This is a genomic window from Paenarthrobacter sp. DKR-5, from assembly GCF_018531425.1.
Lineage (GTDB): Bacteria > Actinomycetota > Actinomycetes > Actinomycetales > Micrococcaceae > DKR-5.
The window spans coordinates 572661-588821 of record NZ_JAHBOI010000003.1; the positions used below are offsets into that span (position 1 = coordinate 572661).

At 68.9% G+C, this 16161-nt stretch carries 15 protein-coding genes; 13 read left to right on the forward strand and 2 right to left on the reverse strand.

The features are described 5' to 3' along the window. The 5 genes from KIH31_RS08910 to KIH31_RS08930 all read left to right on the forward strand — a co-directional run bounded on the left by KIH31_RS08910 (window position 1) and on the right by KIH31_RS08930 (window position 6344). Window positions 1–1692, forward strand: a complete 1692-nt coding sequence (locus KIH31_RS08910) for a ribonuclease J (RefSeq protein WP_214426716.1) — start codon at window positions 1–3, stop codon at window positions 1690–1692. Between the two features lie 151 nt (window positions 1693–1843). Continuing rightward, a complete protein-coding gene (locus KIH31_RS08915; protein WP_214426717.1) occupies window positions 1844–4630 on the forward strand; it encodes a DNA translocase FtsK in 2787 nt (928 codons plus the stop codon). Between the two features lie 96 nt (window positions 4631–4726). After that, on the forward strand, window positions 4727–5284 hold the full coding sequence (pgsA, locus tag KIH31_RS08920) for a CDP-diacylglycerol--glycerol-3-phosphate 3-phosphatidyltransferase (RefSeq protein WP_214426832.1): 558 nt from the start codon (window positions 4727–4729) through the stop codon (window positions 5282–5284). Then, window positions 5271–5765, forward strand: coding sequence for a CinA family protein (locus KIH31_RS08925; protein ID WP_214426718.1), 495 nt, complete (start codon window positions 5271–5273; stop codon window positions 5763–5765). Before pgsA ends, KIH31_RS08925 begins: the two co-directional genes overlap by 14 nt. Window positions 5766–5903: 138 nt before the next feature. Beyond that, the gene (locus tag KIH31_RS08930; RefSeq protein ID WP_214426719.1) at window positions 5904–6344 is read left to right on the forward strand and encodes a helix-turn-helix domain-containing protein; all 441 of its coding nucleotides are present in this window, start codon (window positions 5904–5906) and stop codon (window positions 6342–6344) included. 117 nt (window positions 6345–6461) lie between these two features. On the opposite strand, the gene KIH31_RS08935 is transcribed toward KIH31_RS08930, so the two are convergent. Next, window positions 6462–6968: a MarR family winged helix-turn-helix transcriptional regulator gene (locus tag KIH31_RS08935; protein ID WP_250545669.1), complete on the reverse strand. Its 507-nt coding sequence runs from the start codon at window positions 6966–6968 to the stop codon at window positions 6462–6464. Window positions 6969–7009: 41 nt separating this feature from the next. On the opposite strand from KIH31_RS08935, the gene KIH31_RS08940 reads away from it, so the two are divergent. The 7 genes from KIH31_RS08940 to dapF all read left to right on the forward strand — a co-directional run bounded on the left by KIH31_RS08940 (window position 7010) and on the right by dapF (window position 13864). Beyond that, window positions 7010–7234, forward strand: coding sequence for a DUF3046 domain-containing protein (locus tag KIH31_RS08940; RefSeq protein WP_214426721.1), 225 nt, complete (start codon window positions 7010–7012; stop codon window positions 7232–7234). 228 nt (window positions 7235–7462) lie between these two features. Continuing rightward, the gene (recA, locus tag KIH31_RS08945) at window positions 7463–8509 is read left to right on the forward strand and encodes a recombinase RecA (RefSeq protein WP_214426722.1); all 1047 of its coding nucleotides are present in this window, start codon (window positions 7463–7465) and stop codon (window positions 8507–8509) included. Next, complete coding sequence (locus KIH31_RS08950; protein WP_374224862.1) at window positions 8496–9038, forward strand: regulatory protein RecX; 543 nt, start codon at window positions 8496–8498, stop codon at window positions 9036–9038. The genes recA and KIH31_RS08950 overlap by 14 nt, the downstream gene beginning before the upstream one ends. Before the next feature lie 99 nt (window positions 9039–9137). Beyond that, complete coding sequence (locus KIH31_RS08955) at window positions 9138–10409, forward strand: hypothetical protein (RefSeq protein WP_214426723.1); 1272 nt, start codon at window positions 9138–9140, stop codon at window positions 10407–10409. Window positions 10410–10495: 86 nt separating this feature from the next. Beyond that, window positions 10496–12025, forward strand: a complete 1530-nt coding sequence (miaB, locus tag KIH31_RS08960; RefSeq protein WP_214426724.1) for a tRNA (N6-isopentenyl adenosine(37)-C2)-methylthiotransferase MiaB — start codon at window positions 10496–10498, stop codon at window positions 12023–12025. Then, window positions 12018–12944 carry a tRNA (adenosine(37)-N6)-dimethylallyltransferase MiaA gene (gene miaA, locus KIH31_RS08965; protein WP_214426725.1) on the forward strand — a complete coding sequence of 309 codons (927 nt, stop codon included), beginning with the start codon at window positions 12018–12020 and terminating at the stop codon, window positions 12942–12944. Before miaB ends, miaA begins: the two co-directional genes overlap by 8 nt. Beyond that, window positions 12941–13864 (forward strand): diaminopimelate epimerase, encoded by a 924-nt coding sequence (gene dapF / locus KIH31_RS08970; protein WP_307857590.1) that lies wholly within the window; start codon window positions 12941–12943, stop codon window positions 13862–13864. The genes miaA and dapF overlap by 4 nt, the downstream gene beginning before the upstream one ends. Before the next feature lie 3 nt (window positions 13865–13867). Here the strand turns inward: dapF and KIH31_RS08975 are convergent, their stop codons facing one another. Beyond that, a complete protein-coding gene (locus KIH31_RS08975) occupies window positions 13868–14479 on the reverse strand; it encodes a class I SAM-dependent methyltransferase (protein WP_214426726.1) in 612 nt (203 codons plus the stop codon). Window positions 14480–14589: 110 nt separating this feature from the next. On the opposite strand from KIH31_RS08975, the gene hflX reads away from it, so the two are divergent. After that, window positions 14590–16143, forward strand: a complete 1554-nt coding sequence (gene hflX, locus KIH31_RS08980; protein ID WP_214426727.1) for a GTPase HflX — start codon at window positions 14590–14592, stop codon at window positions 16141–16143. Window positions 16144–16161 lie beyond the last annotated feature (18 nt).

A 16161-nucleotide genomic window follows, 5' to 3' on the forward strand; every position in this document is an offset into this window, starting at 1 on the left:
ATGAGCCAGACCACTGTGCCAGGGCTGAAGACCCCGCCGCCCCTGGCGGACGGGACACTGCGGATCGTTCCCCTCGGCGGCCTGGGCGAGATCGGCCGCAACATGGCGGTCTTTGAGATTGACGGCAAGCTCCTCATCGTCGACTGCGGCGTCCTCTTCCCGGAGGAAACCCAGCCCGGCGTAGACCTGATCCTGCCGGACTTCTCCTACATCGAGGGCAGGCTCGACGACGTCGTCGCGGTGGTGCTCACGCACGGGCACGAGGACCACATCGGCGCCGTTCCCTACCTGCTGCGCCACCGCCACGACATCCCGCTCGTCGGCTCCCAGCTGACCCTGGCCCTGGTCGAGGCGAAGCTGCAGGAACACCGCATCAAGCCCTACTCGCTGACCGTGGCCGAGGGCCAGGTCGAGAAGTTCGGCCCGTTCGAGTGCGAATTCGTGGCCGTGAACCACTCCATTCCGGACGCGCTGGCGGTCTTCATCCGAACGGCCGGCGGCAATGTGCTGCACACCGGCGACTTCAAGATGGACCAGCTGCCGCTGGACGGGCGCATCACCGACCTGCGCGCGTTCGCCCGGCTGGGCGAGGAGGGAGTGGACCTGTTCATGGTCGACTCCACCAACGCGGACGTCCCCGGCTTCACGACCGCCGAAAAGGAAATCGGCCCCACCCTGGACCGGCTGTTCGGCCAGGCAGAGAAACGCATCATCGTCGCCTCCTTCTCCTCGCACGTGCACCGCGTCCAGCAGGTTCTCGACGCCGCCGCCGCCCACGGCCGGCGCGTCGCCTTCGTGGGCCGGTCCATGGTGCGGAACATGGGCATCGCCGCGCAGCTGGGCTACCTGCAGGTGCCGGAAAACGTGCTGGTGGACCTGAAAAATGTGGACAACCTGCCCGACGACCAGGTGGTGCTGATGTCCACCGGGTCGCAGGGCGAGCCGATGGCGGCACTGTCGCGGATGGCGAACGGGGACCACCGCGTGCAGGTGGGCACGGGCGACACCGTGATTCTGGCGTCCTCGCTCATCCCGGGCAATGAGAACGCCGTGTTCCGGGTCATCAACGGCCTGCTCAAGCTCGGCGCCGAGGTGATCCACAAGGGCACCGCCAAGGTCCACGTCTCCGGCCACGCCGCCGCCGGGGAACTGCTCTACTGCTACAACATCCTCAAGCCCACCAACGTCATGCCGGTGCACGGCGAAACCCGGCACCTGATCGCCAACGGCCGGATCGCGGTGTCCAGCGGTGTGCCCGAGCGCAATGTGCTCCTCACCGACGACGGCAGCGTGGTGGACATGGTCGACCACAAGGCCAGCATCGTGGGCCAGGTCGAATGCGGCTACGTCTACGTCGACGGATCCAGCATCGGCGAGATCACCGACGCGGACCTCAAGGACCGCCGCATCCTCGGCGATGAGGGGTTCATCTCCATCATCACCGTGGTCAACCGCACCACCGGCAAAATTGTCACCGGCCCGGAGATCCATGCGCGCGGGGTCGCCGAGGATGACGCGGTCTTCAACGAGATCATTCCCAAGATCAACGCAGCGCTTGAGGAGGCCGTCACGGCCACCACCGAGCACACCAACTACCAGCTGCAGCAGGTGGTACGGCGCGTGGTGGGCACCTGGGTCAACCGCAAGCTGCGCCGCCGGCCAATGATCATCCCGGTGGTGCTCGAGGCGTAGCGGCGGTCACTTCACCGCCCGGCAGAGGCCAGGGCCGGTGGCGCGCGATGAGGACATTTTTCCGCCCGCTGCCGCCCCGCTGACGCCCCGACACCGAGGCCCGGGGGCGCAAATCCGGGCCGCGGAGCAGAAACACGGGTAGCTTGGAACCATGGCGACCCGTACTTCCCCCTCGCCTCGAGGCAAAACCACCAGTTCTTCGGCCCGCAGCCAGTCGCCACGTTCCGGCGCAGGCCGGTCGTCATCAACCCGGTCGGGTTCCTCGGCCGCACGCACCAAGCAGCAGCCGATCCCGGACCCGCAGCCGGTCTGGCCCGTGCGCGTGATCCGCAGTCTCTGGCTCGGACTCGGCCACGTCGTCGGGGCCGGAGTGCGCCGGATCGGCAGCGATGTCAGCGGCATCGACCCTGCGGCCCGGCGCGACGGCGCAGCCCTGTTCAACCTGGTCCTTGGCGCGTTCATCGCTACCTTCGCCTGGTGGGGGTTCTCCGGGTGGCTGCCGGACACCGTCCACAGCGTGGTCAACGGCACGTTCGGCTGGATGAGCCTGCTGCTGCCGCTGATGCTTTTCATCTGCTCTTTCCGGCTGTTCCGGGTTCCCGAGGACGTGCGCGGCAACAACCGCATCGGCATCGGCTTCCTGATCATGACCCTCGCCGGCTCCGGCATCGCACACATCGCGGGCGGACAGCCGACAGTGTCCGAGGGGTTCGCAGGGCTGCGCGCCGCCGGCGGCATGCTCGGCTTCCTGGCCGCGGCACCGCTGGCCGCAGTCAGCCCCTGGCTGGCACTGGCACTCTGGGCTGCAGTCGGCTTCACCAGCGTGCTGATCGTCACGGCGACGCCCTTCGGCGCCATCCCGCGGCGGCTGCGCGCCCTGTATGAGCACCTGATGGGCGTCGACCTCGAAGAGGCGCGCCGCGAGGACGGCCACGACCAGAGCTACCTCTACGACCGCGACCCGAAGGACGCGAAGAAGAAGCGGCGGGGCCGCTTCGGCAAGAAGGACGAGGAACAGCGCGCGGCGTTCGACGACGACGGCGGCACCGGCGAGGAGGCCTACGAAAGTCCGGTCATCGACGACGACGAGCCCGCGGCGCCAGCTGTGCCGCCGGGCGTCCGACGCCCTACGCAGGCCGAGATCGCCGCCGAGAAGATCAAGGCCAACCAGAACCTGGCCAACACCGGGGCGGTCACCGAGGCCATTTCGACGGTGCCGCCCGCCGCGCCGGCTCCGGTGGTCAAGTCCACCCCTGTCGCGCCGCAGGCACCGTTGACGCCGATCCCGCAGCGCACCGAACAGCTCTCCCTCGCCGGCGATGTCACCTACACGCTGCCGGCCTCCGACGTGCTCACCCCCGGCACCCCGCCGAAGGAGCGCTCGGAGGCCAACGACGCCGTCGTCGCCGCCCTGACCGAGACCCTGACCCAGTTCAACGTGGACGCGCAGGTCACCGGGTTCTCCCGCGGCCCGACGGTCACCCGCTACGAAATCGAACTGGGCGCGGGCACCAAGGTGGAACGGGTCACCCAGCTTTCGAAGAACATCGCGTACGCGGTGGCCAGCGCCGATGTGCGCATCCTCTCGCCGATCCCGGGCAAATCCGCCATCGGCATCGAGATCCCGAACACCGACCGCGAAATCGTCTCGCTCGGCGACGTGCTGCGCTCCCAGAACGCGCGGCGCACCGACCACCCGATGGTGATGGGCGTCGGCAAGGACGTTGAGGGCGGCTTCGTGGTGGCCAACCTGGCCAAGATGCCGCACATGCTGGTGGCCGGTGCCACCGGCGCCGGTAAGTCCTCGTTCGTGAACTCGATGATCACCTCCATCCTGATGCGGGCCACTCCCGACGAGGTGCGCATGGTGATGGTGGACCCCAAGCGGGTCGAGCTGACCGCCTACGAGGGCGTGCCGCACCTGATCACGCCGATCATCACGAACCCGAAAAAGGCGGCCGAGGCGCTGCAGTGGGTGGTCCGCGAGATGGACGCCCGCTACGACGACCTGTCCAACTACGGGTTCAAGCACATCGACGATTTCAACAAGGCGGTGCGCAACGGCAAGGTGCAGCCGCCGCCGGATTCGAAGCGGATCATCAAGCCCTACCCGTACCTGCTGGTGATCGTCGATGAGCTCGCGGACCTGATGATGGTGGCCCCGCGCGACGTCGAGGACTCCATCGTCCGCATCACCCAGCTGGCGCGCGCGGCAGGCATCCACCTCGTCCTCGCCACCCAGCGGCCCTCCGTCGACGTCGTCACCGGCCTGATCAAGGCCAACGTGCCGTCCCGCATGGCGTTCGCCACCTCGTCGGTCACCGACTCGCGCGTGGTGCTGGACCAGCCCGGCGCGGAGAAGCTGATCGGCCAGGGCGACGCGCTCTTCCTGCCGATGGGCGCCTCCAAGGCCATGCGCGTCCAGGGTGCATGGGTGAACGAGTCCGAGATCCACCAGGTGGTCGAACACGTCAAGGGCCAGCTGCAGGCGGTCTACCGCGAGGACGTCGCCGTCGAAGCGCCGAAGAAGCAGATCGACGACGACATCGGGGACGATTTGGACGTCCTCCTGCAGGCCACCGAGCTAGTCGTGACCACGCAGTTCGGGTCCACCTCAATGCTGCAGCGCAAGCTGCGTGTGGGTTTCGCCAAGGCCGGACGACTGATGGACCTGCTGGAATCCCGAGGAGTGGTGGGCCCGTCGGAGGGCTCCAAGGCACGCGACGTGCTGGTCAAGCCGGACGACCTCGCGGCCACGCTGGCGGCGATCCGCGGGGACGAGCCGCCGGCTGCTCCGGCGGCGGCCGCGCCTGCTGCACCGGTGGACCTCGTGCAGAAGGACCTCGATGACCGGACCCAGGCCGTCGAGTACTACGACGGGGCCGACGGCGGGGACGAGGAGGGCGGCGAAGATGCCTGGAGCCTCACCGGCCGCTGAGGCCCGTGTCGTTCCGTGCGCTGCGGACACAGTAGCCTTGACTACGTGAGCCAGCCGACATCGGTCCCGACCTGGAACCTGCCCAACATCCTGACGATGTTGCGCATCGTCCTCGTGCCCTTCTTCGTCTGGTTCCTGCTGGCCGACAACGAGACCCACGGGCTGTTCCGCTGGGCCGCAGTGCTCGCGTTCGCTGTCGCGATCTACACTGACAAACTCGACGGAGACATTGCGCGCAAGCGCGGGCTGGTGACGGATTTCGGCAAGATCGCCGACCCGATCGCCGACAAGCTGCTGATCGGCTCAGCGCTGGTACTGCTGTCCGCGCTGGGCGAACTGCCCTGGTGGGTGACCATCCTGATGCTGGTCCGCGAACTGGGCATCACCCTGCTGCGGTTCGTGGTGATCCGCTACGGCGTGATCCCGGCCTCGCGCGGCGGCAAACTCAAGACGATCCTGCAGACCGCCGCCATCTTCCTGTACCTGCTGCCGCTGGCCGGGCTCGGGCCGTGGGCGACCGGCGTGGCGTTTGCGGTGATGCTCGTGGCGCTGGCGGTCACGCTGGTGACAGGGGTCGACTACATTGTTCAGGCCGTCCGGCTCCGCCGGGCCGCGCAGCACGGGGCACAGGGGGAGATCCATGGCGCCGGATGAGCCGCAGCCGGGGCTGCCGGAGCAGGTCATCGCCGCAGCTGTCGCTGCCGGGGCCACGGTGGCGTCCGCTGAATCGCTCACCGGGGGACTGGTCTGCGCCACGCTCGTCCAGGTGCCCGGGGCCTCGGCGGCGCTGCAGGGCGGCGTCGTCGCCTACCAGAACTCGGTCAAGGCCGCCGTCCTGGGTGTGGACGAGGAGCTGCTGGCCACGGCCGGCTCGGTGGACGCAGGGGTGGCTGAAGCCATGGCGGCCGGTGCCCGCCGCGCCACCGGAGCAACCTTCGGGGTCTCCACAACCGGCGTCGCCGGCCCGGAACCGCATGACGGAAAACCGGTCGGAACGGTCTTCGTGGGAGTGTCGGGTCCGGAAGGGGAACGCTCCTTTGGCTACCTGTTCACCGGCGATCGGGCCGCCGTCCGGGCCCAGGCGTGCACCGCGGCCCTGGAGCGGCTCCATGAGGCGCTCGGTACCGCGCGGTAACTTCACGGGAACAAAATTTGTAACGTGATAGTTAGAACAAGTGTCGCCGATTGGAACATTGGCGGCCTAGGATGAATCAACGAGCGGGCCGGCACGCAGCGGCTCCGCACCTGTAATGAGGGAGCAAAGGCGATACAGATGGTGAAGCAACCCGTATCCGTAAACGGCGTAGTGCGCTGGCGGGATGTGGGTTTGGCAGACGATACGAAGCACGAGCAGAAGGAGCGCAAAATGGTCGTCCTACGCCATGAAATTGGGGACGTACTCCGCGATGTTCGTCAGCGTCAAGGCCGTACCCTCCGCGAAGTCTCACACAATGCGCGTGTCTCCCTTGGCTACCTGAGCGAGGTCGAGCGCGGACAGAAGGAAGCATCCTCGGAGCTGCTGTCCTCGATCTGCTCGGCGCTCGATGTGCCGCTCTCGTCCATGCTGCGCGAAGTCAGCGACCGGCTGGCAGTCGCCGAGGGCGTCTCGGTGCCGGACACGGTACCGCAGGAGTTCTCGCAGCGCTACGGCCGCGACCTGGGTGATGAACTTGCCGGTGAATTGAGCAAGGACCTGGTGTCCAACGCCATCTAGGCTCCTGCCGGTTGCCCGGCCCTGAACAGCATGCATGTGGCCTGTCGCCTGAAGGCGGCGGGCCACACTGCTGTCCGGCCACCGACGGGGGCGCCGCGGCCTCAGGCGGGCGCGGGCTCAGGCGTCGCGGAGGCCGTCCTTGTCATACTCCGCGTTCAGCTTCGCCATCAGGCGCGCGAGATCCTGCACGTCCTCGACGGACCAGGTGCCCAGCCGCTGCTGGAAGACCGCGCGGCGCGCGGACTGCACCTCCCGCATTTTCTCGCTGCCCTTGGCCGTGAGCTTGATCGCCTGGGAGCGCCCGTCCAAGGGGTCCGCTTCCTTGTGGACCAGCCCGAGCGTTTCCAGGAAGGCGATCTGGCGGCTCACCGACGGCTTTCCGACGCCGACGGCGGCGGCGAGGTCGGTCAGGCGCATCGACCCCTCCCGGGCGAGGATGGCCATCAGGCCGTAGGCAGCCGGTTCCATCTCGGGGTGCACGTTGCGGGACATCTGGTGCGAGATGGCGCGGGTCCGCCGCCACAGCATGCTGATCTGCTGCTCCACCGCTTCGACGGCGGCTTCGGCGGACGGCTGGGCACGTGGCGGTTGCGCGGGCGCGGCGTCCGGGTCAGGGGCGGTCATAGCCTCCATTCTAAAGTCGCGGGCCGTGAGAAACTCTCAGGGTGCGGATTAGTGAATTTTGGCGGCTGATGGACGACGAGTTCGGTTCCGGTTACTCGCGGGTGCTGGCGTCCAGCCTGGCGCTGACGCCGGTTGGCGGACGGACCGCGGCGGAGGCGCTTGCGGCGGGCGTCGAGCCACGCACGGTATGGCTGGCGGTGTGCGACCTGCAGGATGTGCCGCCCGAGCGGCGGCTGGGGCGCGACAGGAAGCCGCCGCAGAAGTAGCCTGCGGCCGTCCGGACGCGCGGCGGGGGACACGCCGGGCCCGGTGTTCGAATATCTGTTCGGGTAGGACTATGCTCCTAAACAGAGCTTAACCACGCGTCCTGTGGCCCGACTTATCCACACCAGGCACCGGGCTTTCCGCTTTGTCGGAGGCTCCCGGTAGCGTCAGGGTTAATGGATGGCAGGCCAACCGGCCACAACAGATCCCACTACTTTTCGAGGTGAAACATGGCCGCTCCGGCAGATCGCCAAAAGGCACTTGAAGCTGCGCTTGCCCAGATCGACAAGCAGTTCGGCAAGGGTTCGATCATGCGCCTGGGGGATGAGACCCGGGCACCGGTGGAGACCATTCCGACCGGTTCGATCGCGCTGGACGTCGCCCTGGGCATCGGCGGCCTGCCGCGCGGCCGCGTCGTGGAAATCTACGGCCCGGAGTCCTCGGGTAAGACCACCGTCGCCCTGCACGCGGTGGCGAACGCCCAGCGCAACGGCGGCATCGCGGCGTTCATCGACGCCGAGCACGCCCTGGACCCGGAATACGCCGCCAAGCTCGGCGTGGACGTTGACTCCCTGCTGGTGTCGCAGCCGGACACCGGTGAGCAGGCGCTGGAAATCATGGACATGCTCGTAGGGTCCGGCTCCCTGGACATCGTCGTGATCGACTCGGTCGCCGCCCTGGTTCCGCGCGCGGAAATCGAAGGCGAAATGGGTGACAGCCACGTCGGTCTGCAGGCGCGCCTGATGAGCCAGGCGCTGCGCAAGATCACAGGCCGCCTGAACCAGACGAAGACCACCGCGATCTTTATCAACCAGCTGCGCGAGAAGATCGGTGTCTTCTTCGGCAGCCCTGAAACCACCACGGGTGGTAAGGCGCTGAAGTTCTACGCCTCGGTCCGCATCGACGTGCGCCGAATCCAGACGCTGAAGGAAGGGGCTGACTCGGTCGGCAACCGGACCAAGGCGAAGATCGTCAAGAACAAGATGGCGCCCCCCTTCAAGGTCGCGGAGTTCGACATCATTTACGGCCAGGGCATCTCCCGCGAGGGCGGCATCATCGACATGGGCGTGGAGCACGGGCTGATCAAGAAGTCGGGCTCCTGGTTCACCTATGACGGGGACCAGCTCGGCCAGGGGATGGAGAACTCGCGCCGCTTCCTGCGCGACAACCCTGAGCTGGCGGACGAACTCGAACGCCTGATCAAGGAAAAGCTCGGCGTCGGGGTCAAGCCGGCAGCCGAGGAGTCGCCGAAGCTGAAGGCTGTTGACGGCTTCTAGGCGCAGGGCCGCACCGGAAGCGCCGCCGGAGCTGGACCGGGAGGCCGACCCTGAGTCGGTCGCCCGGTCGATTGTGCTGCGCCAGCTGACGAATTCGCCAAAGAGCCGTGCGCAGCTTGCCCGCAAGCTGGCGGAGCGCCGCGTCCCGGAGGAGGTCGCCGAGGCCGTGCTGGACAGGTTTGAAGAGGTCCAGCTGGTCGACGATGCCGAGTTCGCCCGCATGTGGGTGCGCAGCAGGGCCCGGACGCGGTCGCTCGCCCGCGGCGCTCTCAAACGCGAGCTGGCCGAGAAGGGGATCAGCGGGGAGACCGCCGACCAGGCCCTCGCCGAGCGCTCGGACGATGAGGAGTGGGAAGCCGCCATCGGCCTCGTGGAGCGCAAACTGCGGGCGGTGGCTGACCTGTCCGATCCGGGCGAGCGCGAGAAGTACACGCGCCGGCTGGCCGCCATGCTCGCCCGCAAGGGCTATGCGCCCTCGTTGGCGTTCCGGGCGGTGAACGAGGTCCTGGACGGCCGGGCGCGGGACTAGCCCGGGTCGGGAGGGCGGACGGGAGACGCCGTGCCGCGCAGCGCCACGCCACTGCGTGTGCTGGGTTCGGCTGACGTTTCCCAGTAGGCTGTCCAAGGTATGTTCAGGTTCAAGTTCACGTTGAAGGTGCCCGCGGCGAAGGCTTGCGCGGCCCTGACCACCGCCACACTGCTGGCGGTGGTTGCCGTGCCCGTAGCCAGCGCCGACGACGGGCCGCCGTCCGGCTACCCCAGCTGGGCAGACGTCCAGGCCGCGAAGGGCAACGCCGCGACCAAGAGCGCAGAGGTGCAGAAGATCAACGCCCTGCTCGACGGCTTGGAACAGCAGGCTTCGTCGCTGGGGGCGGTCGCGGTCAAAGCCGGACTGGCCTACGCCGTGGCCCGCAACAACCTCGACGCCTCAACGGCAAAGCTGAACGCCTTGAAGGCTGAGACCGCAACGGCAAACGCCAAAGTGGCGGACCTGAGGCGGCAGACCGGGACACTGGCTGCGCAGGCCTATCGGACGGGGGGCGCCAACCTGGGGCTGCTCGTGGCGGTGGACACCCTGCAGAGCGATGACGGCCTGCAAAAGCTCGACGTGCTGCGGATCGTTACCCAGCGCACCACTGATCTGTACAACCGGTCCCGTGCCGCCGAGGCCGTGGCGGCAGCGCTGGATGAGCAGCAGGCGGCCGTCCAGGCGGAAAACCAGCGGCTTGCCGGTGAGGCGCAGTCAAAGCTGGCCGCCGCGCAGGACGCCCAGCGCGCTGCGCAGCAGAAAGTGGCCGAAGAGACCAAATACAGCCACACCCTTGTCGCCCAGCTGGCCAGCCTCAAGAACACCAGCGCTTCCGTTGAGCAGAAGTACCGTGCCGGTGTCCAGGCCCGCGCTGCCTACGAGGCGCAGCAGGAAGCACGCCGGCGGGCTGCGGCTGCGGCAGCCGCCGCAGCGGCTGCCGCCGCGGCAGCTGCCGCAGCCGCAGCGAGCAACGCAGGCCCGGCTGCCCCGGCCCCGGCCGCGCCGCCATCGGGATTCGTGCCGGTGAACGTGCTGTTGCCCAACATCCCGGACGGCGCGGTGAACGACCCGGGCGGAGCCCAGGCCTACGCGTCCGCCCGGTTGAGCGCGCACGGCTGGGGCGGGGACCAGATGTCCTGCCTGCTCAAGCTGTGGAACCAGGAATCGAGCTGGATGACGAACGCGACCAACCCGTCCAGCGGGGCCTACGGTGTGGCCCAGGCCCTGCCGCCGGACAAGTATTCCTCCACCGGCTCGGACTGGCTGACGAACTACCGCACGCAGATCGATTGGGGGCTGGGCTACATCGAGGGCCGTTACGGTTCCCCCTGCGGGGCCTGGGACCACGAAACCTCCAACAACTGGTACTGACCGCCTCGAAAGGCCGATCCTGGCGGCTTCCCCGCCCGTGGGCCGCCATGGGTGGCCGCCCACCCGAAGGGCAGTACCCTTAACGGGTGAGTTTGACCATTCCTGCCCCCGCCGCGCCCGCCACCGTCCCGCAGCCGCGCACGTACCAGGTGCGCACCTTCGGCTGCCAGATGAATGTGCACGATTCCGAGCGGCTCGCGGGCCTGCTCGAGGAAGCCGGCTACACCCCGGCCGGCGAGGAGCAGGCGGACATCGTTGTCTTCAACACCTGTGCGGTGCGCGAGAACGCGGACAACAAGCTTTACGGCAACCTCGGCCAGTTGGCACCCGTCAAGGAAGGCCGCCCCGGGATGCAGATCGCCGTCGGCGGCTGCCTCGCGCAGAAGGACCGCGAGACCATCCTGCGCAAGGCCCCGTGGGTCGACGTGGTCTTCGGCACGCACAACGTCGGTGCCCTTCCGGCCCTGCTGGACCGCGCGCGGCACAACAACGAGGCGCAGCTGGAGATCCTCGAATCGCTGGACGTCTTCCCGTCCACCCTTCCGACCAAGCGGGATTCGGTGTACTCCGGCTGGGTGTCCATCTCCGTGGGCTGCAACAACACCTGCACGTTCTGCATCGTGCCCTCGCTCCGCGGCAAGGAGCGGGACCGCCGGCCGGGCGAAATCCTCGCTGAGATCCAGGCGCTGGTCGACGACGGCGCGGTCGAGGTCACGCTGCTGGGCCAGAACGTGAACTCCTACGGCGTCGAATTCGGTGACCGCGGCGCTTTCGCGAAACTGCTGCGCGCCTGCGGGCAGATCGAAGGACTGGAACGCGTGCGCTTCACCAGCCCGCACCCCGCCGCGTTCACCGACGACGTCATCGAGGCGATGGCCGAAACGCCCAACGTGATGCCGCAGCTGCACATGCCGCTGCAGTCGGGGTCGGACAAGGTGCTCAAGGACATGCGCCGCTCCTACCGTTCCAGCAAGTTCCTCGGCATCCTGGACCGGGTCCGCGAACGGATCCCGCACGCGGCCATCTCCACCGACATCATCGTCGGCTTCCCCGGCGAAACCGAGGAGGACTTCCAGGCCACGCTCGACGTGGTCGAGCGGTCCCGCTTCGCCACCGCCTTCACCTTCCAGTACTCCAAGCGGCCCGGCACGCCGGCAGCGGACCTGCCGGATCAGCTGCCCAAGGCCGTGGTGCAGGAGCGGTTCGAACGCCTCGTCGCGCTGCAGGACAGGATCGCTGCTGAAGAGAACGCGAAGCAGGTCGGCCGCCGCGTCGAGGTGCTGGTCACCGCGCAGTCCGGGCGCAAGGCCGAGGAGACGCACCGCCTGTCCGGCCGATCCGAGGACCAGCGGCTGGTGCACTTCTCGGTGCCCGACGGCGCTGCCGCCCCCCGCCCGGGTGACTTCGTCACGGTGACGGTGACGGAGGCCGCGGGGTTCCACCTCATCGCGGACCCCGCATCGGCGGCCGCCGAGCACTACTCGGTGCGCCGCTCCCGGGCCGGTGACGCCTGGGACCGCGCCCAGGCGGCGTCCTGCGCCGTGCCCGTTCCCGGCGGCCCGGCAGCCGGCTCGGCCGTGTCGCTGGGCATGCCGTCGCTGCCGGTCCGTGGCTGAGGAGCCGCCGGTCCTCGCCGTCGTCGGACCGACCGGTTCCGGCAAGTCCGACCTGGCGGTCCAGTTGGCCCACCGCCTCGGCGGGGAGGTCATCAACACCGACTCCATGCAGTTCTACCGCGGGATGGACATCGGCACCGCGAAGCTGAGCGTCGCCGAACGCGAGGGCGTCCCGCACCATCTGCTGGACATCCTCGACGTCACCGAGGAAGCCAGTGTCGCCGGCTTCCAGGCCAGCGCCCGCAAGACAATCGAGGAGATCCGCAGCCGCGGCAACGTGCCGATTCTTGCCGGCGGTTCCGGCTTGTACGTGCGGGCGGCGCTGGACGTGCTGGAATTCCCCGGCACCGATCCCCGGGTCCGCGCCCGGCTGGAGGACGAACTGGCCAGCCAGGGGCGCGCGCCGCTGCTGCGCCGGCTCGAAGCGGTGGACCCGGTCTCGGCCGCACGCCTGGGTGATGACCGGCGGATCATCCGGGCGCTGGAGGTGTACGAGCTGACCGGCCGGCCGTTCAGCTCCTTCATGCCCGAGCGGGAGTATCTTCAGCCCGCCCTGCAACTGGGCCTGGCCGTGGACCGCGCCGACTTGCATGAGCGGCTAGCGCTGCGCGTTCGCCGGATGGAACAGGCCGGACTCCTCGACGAGGTGGCCAGGCTCGAACCGCTGGGCCTGCGGCGCGGCAAAACAGCCTCCCGGGCCCTCGGCTACCGGCAGTTCCTCGAGGTGCTGGACGGCAAGGCCGACGTCGAAACGGCCGTCCAGCAGACCATCGTGGCCACGCGCCAGTTCGCCCGCCGCCAGCTGACCTGGTTTCGCGCCGACCGGCGCATCCACTGGCTGGACTGGCAGGATCCGGAGCTGTTGCCCAAGGCCTTGGCCGCTGTCCGGGCCGCCGCAGCCGGTAGGCTGATGAAGTGACCGAAGACTTCCTCTCCGACCTGGCCGGCCTGCGCTTCAGCAAAGGCCACGGCACCGGCAACGACTTCGTCCTCGTCGCTGACCCGGCGGGGGTGCACGAGATCACGCCGGAAGCGACCGCCCTGCTCTGCGACCGGCACCTGGGCATCGGCGCGGACGGGCTGATCCGCGCCGTCCGCTCGCAAGAACTGCCGGAAGGGCGGCACCTGCTGCTGACCCACCCGGAGGCGGAGTGGTTCATGGACTACCGCAACGCCGACGGCTCAGTGTCCGAAATGTGCGGCAACGGTGTGCGTGTCTTCGTCGCTTTCCTGCTCCGGGAGCGCCTCGCCTCGCTGGAGGAGGGCCAGGCCCTGACCATCGGCACCCGGGCCGGCGTCAAGGTTGTGGTGCGCACCGGGAACGGCTACGCCGTCGACATGGGGCCGTGGGAGTTCATCTTCCCGGAGCACGCCGCAGCCAAGGGCACCGATTCGCTGGTCGAGGCGGGCGGCCTGGAGGTCGCGCGGCCGGCACTGTCGGTGAGCATGGGCAACCCGCACACCGTGGTGGCGCTGGCTCACGACGCGGAGCTGGCGGGCACGGACCTTCACCACGCCCCTGCCGTGGATCCGGCGCCCGCCCACGGCACCAACGTCGAGTTCGTGGTGCCGGCGGAGCCGCTCGTGCAGGACGGCACGGGCAACATCAGCATGCGCGTGCACGAGCGCGGTGTGGGGGAGACCCAGTCCTGCGGCACCGGCGCATGCGCGGCCGCCGTCGCGATCCGGTACTGGGCCGGCGAGGGCGCACCCGACAGCTGGAGCGTGCACGTCCCCGGCGGCACCGTGGGCGTGCGGTTCTTTCCCGGGGTCGACGGCCGTGAGCACGTCGAACTCAGCGGGCCCGCCCGCATCGTCGCCGACGGCGTGCTTGCCTGACCCTCAGGCGCCCCGGTGCACGCGCAGCAGGCGGAAGCCTCCTGAGGTGCTCGCCCGCGAGACGCTGAAGCCCTCGCCGAATTCGCCCGCGATCCAGCGCTGCAGCGAGTCCGCGCCCAGGTTCTTCTGGACCACCAGCCAGGCGTCCCCGCCGGGGGCGAGCCGGTTCAGCCAGAGCCGCAGCAGGGCGTGCAACTCCTCCTTGCCCACACGAATCGGAGGGTTGGACCAAATGCAGTCGAAGCGCACCGACGGATCGATCTGCCCCGGTGTGCCGGCGGTGAGCCTGCCCAGGCCCAGCGCGGCTGCGTTCCGGCGGGTCAGCTCGACGCAGCGCTCGTTGACGTCGACGGCGTACACGTCCGCCTCAGGGGAGAGCAGCGCCAGGGTCAGCGCGACCGGACCCCAGCCGCAGCCGATGTCCAGCAGGTTCCCCGACGCCGGCGGGGGCGGCACGTCCGCCAGCAGCACGGCGGTGCCCTTGTCGATGCGGTCCGGGCTGAAGATGCCCGACGACGTCGTCAGCCGGCGCGGCGCGCCCGCGAGGGCCACCTCCAAGGGACGGAAATCGGCCGCCACCGAAGGCTGCGACGAGAAGTAGTGATCGGAGGCCATAATCCGCCAGAGTAGTGCCTGCGCGAGCAGTTACGCCAAGAGCGCACTCTCCGGTACCATGCGCCGCGCGTCCGGGGCCTAAAATTGAACAGGACATTCGTAAGGAGAACATGACCGACAACCACACGCCTGAGCACGACATGACGCCGGAGGAAATCCAGGCCGTCATCGACAGGATTCTCGCCAAGGACACCGCCCAGGCAGCCACCGGCGCCCGCGCCGTGTCCGACCGCGGTGTCAGCGGCAGGGCGCAGGCGCTCTCAGAGCTGGACCAGGAACACAGCACTTTCGACGGCGAACAGCAGGACCTCGCCGAGCGGCGTGCGCTGCGCCGTGTCGCCGGGCTTTCCACCGAACTCGAAGACGTCACCGAAGTCGAGTACCGCCAGCTGCGCCTGGAGCGCGTGGTGCTGGCCGGGCTGTGGACCGAGGGCACCCTCGCCGACGCCGAGAACTCGCTGCGCGAACTCGCGGCGCTGGCGGAAACGGCCGGGTCGGAGGTGCTGGACGGCATCGTGCAGCGGCGGCTCAAGCCGGACCCCGGAACGTTCCTCGGCTCGGGCAAGGCCGCCGAGCTCAAGGACATCGTCATGGCGACCGGTGCGGACACCGTCATCGTCGACGGCGAGCTCGCTCCCTCCCAGCGCCGCGGCCTGGAGGACATCGTCAAGGTCAAGGTCATCGACCGGACCGCCCTGATCCTGGATATCTTCGCCCAGCACGCCAAGTCCCGCGAAGGCAAGGCGCAGGTGGAACTGGCGCAGCTCGAGTACCTGCTGCCGCGACTGCGCGGCTGGGGCGAGTCGATGTCACGCCAGGCCGGCGGCCGGGTGGGCGCGGCCGGCGGCGGCATTGGCTCCCGCGGCCCCGGTGAGACCAAGATCGAGCTGGACCGGCGCCGCATCCGCACCCGGATGGCGAAGCTGCGGCGGGAGATCGCCGCGATGAAGCCGGCGCGCGAGACAAAGCGCGGCAACCGGCGCCGCAACGAGGTCCCCTCGGTCGCGATCGCCGGCTACACCAACGCCGGCAAGTCGTCCCTGCTCAACCGGCTGACCGACGCCGGCGTCCTGGTGGAGAACGCCCTGTTCGCCACGCTGGACCCGACCGTGCGCAAAGCCGAGACCGCCGACGGCCTCGGCTACACCCTGGCCGACACCGTCGGGTTCGTGCGCTCGCTGCCCACGCAGCTGGTGGAGGCGTTCCGCTCCACCCTGGAAGAGGTGGCGGATGCGGACCTGATCCTGCATGTGGTCGACGTCTCGCACCCCGACCCGGAGGGCCAGATCGCCGCGGTGCGCCAGGTGCTCGCCGAGGTCGATGCCCGCAAGATCCCCGAGATCATCGTGCTGAACAAGGCCGACGTCGCCGACCCCTTCGTGGTGGAACGGCTGCGCCAACGCGAACCCCGCAACGTCGTGGTCTCTGCCCGCACCGGTGCCGGCATCCCGGAGCTGCTAGCCGCCATCAGCGAGGCGATCCCGCGCCCGGACGTCAAGCTCGAGCTGCTGATTCCGTACCAGCGCGGCGACCTGCTCAGCAAGCTGCACGATGCCGACGCCGAGATCCTCTCCCTGGACCATGAGGAATCCGGCACCCGGGCCACCGTCAAGGTGCGCGAGGGGCTCGCTGCCGAGCTCGAACCGTTCGCAGTCCGTGCCTGAGGCGGAGGGCCTGGCCCT

Bases quoted from the DNA above. Each gene is read 5' to 3' on its own strand.
- KIH31_RS08915 (WP_214426717.1), top strand. From the start codon at position 1,844: ATGGCGACCCGTACTTCCCCCTCGCCTCGAGGCAAAACCACCAGTTCT.
- KIH31_RS08955 (WP_214426723.1), top strand. From the start codon at position 9,138: ATGTTCAGGTTCAAGTTCACGTTGAAGGTGCCCGCGGCGAAGGCTTGC.
- hflX (WP_214426727.1), top strand. From the start codon at position 14,590: ATGACCGACAACCACACGCCTGAGCACGACATGACGCCGGAGGAAATC.
- pgsA (WP_214426832.1), top strand. From the start codon at position 4,727: ATGTTGCGCATCGTCCTCGTGCCCTTCTTCGTCTGGTTCCTGCTGGCC.
- KIH31_RS08910 (WP_214426716.1), top strand. From the start codon at position 1: ATGAGCCAGACCACTGTGCCAGGGCTGAAGACCCCGCCGCCCCTGGCG.
- recA (WP_214426722.1), top strand. From the start codon at position 7,463: ATGGCCGCTCCGGCAGATCGCCAAAAGGCACTTGAAGCTGCGCTTGCC.
- KIH31_RS08935 (WP_250545669.1), bottom strand. From the start codon at position 6,968: ATGACCGCCCCTGACCCGGACGCCGCGCCCGCGCAACCGCCACGTGCC.
- KIH31_RS08930 (WP_214426719.1), top strand. From the start codon at position 5,904: ATGGTGAAGCAACCCGTATCCGTAAACGGCGTAGTGCGCTGGCGGGAT.
- KIH31_RS08925 (WP_214426718.1), top strand. From the start codon at position 5,271: ATGGCGCCGGATGAGCCGCAGCCGGGGCTGCCGGAGCAGGTCATCGCC.
- KIH31_RS08975 (WP_214426726.1), bottom strand. From the start codon at position 14,479: ATGGCCTCCGATCACTACTTCTCGTCGCAGCCTTCGGTGGCGGCCGAT.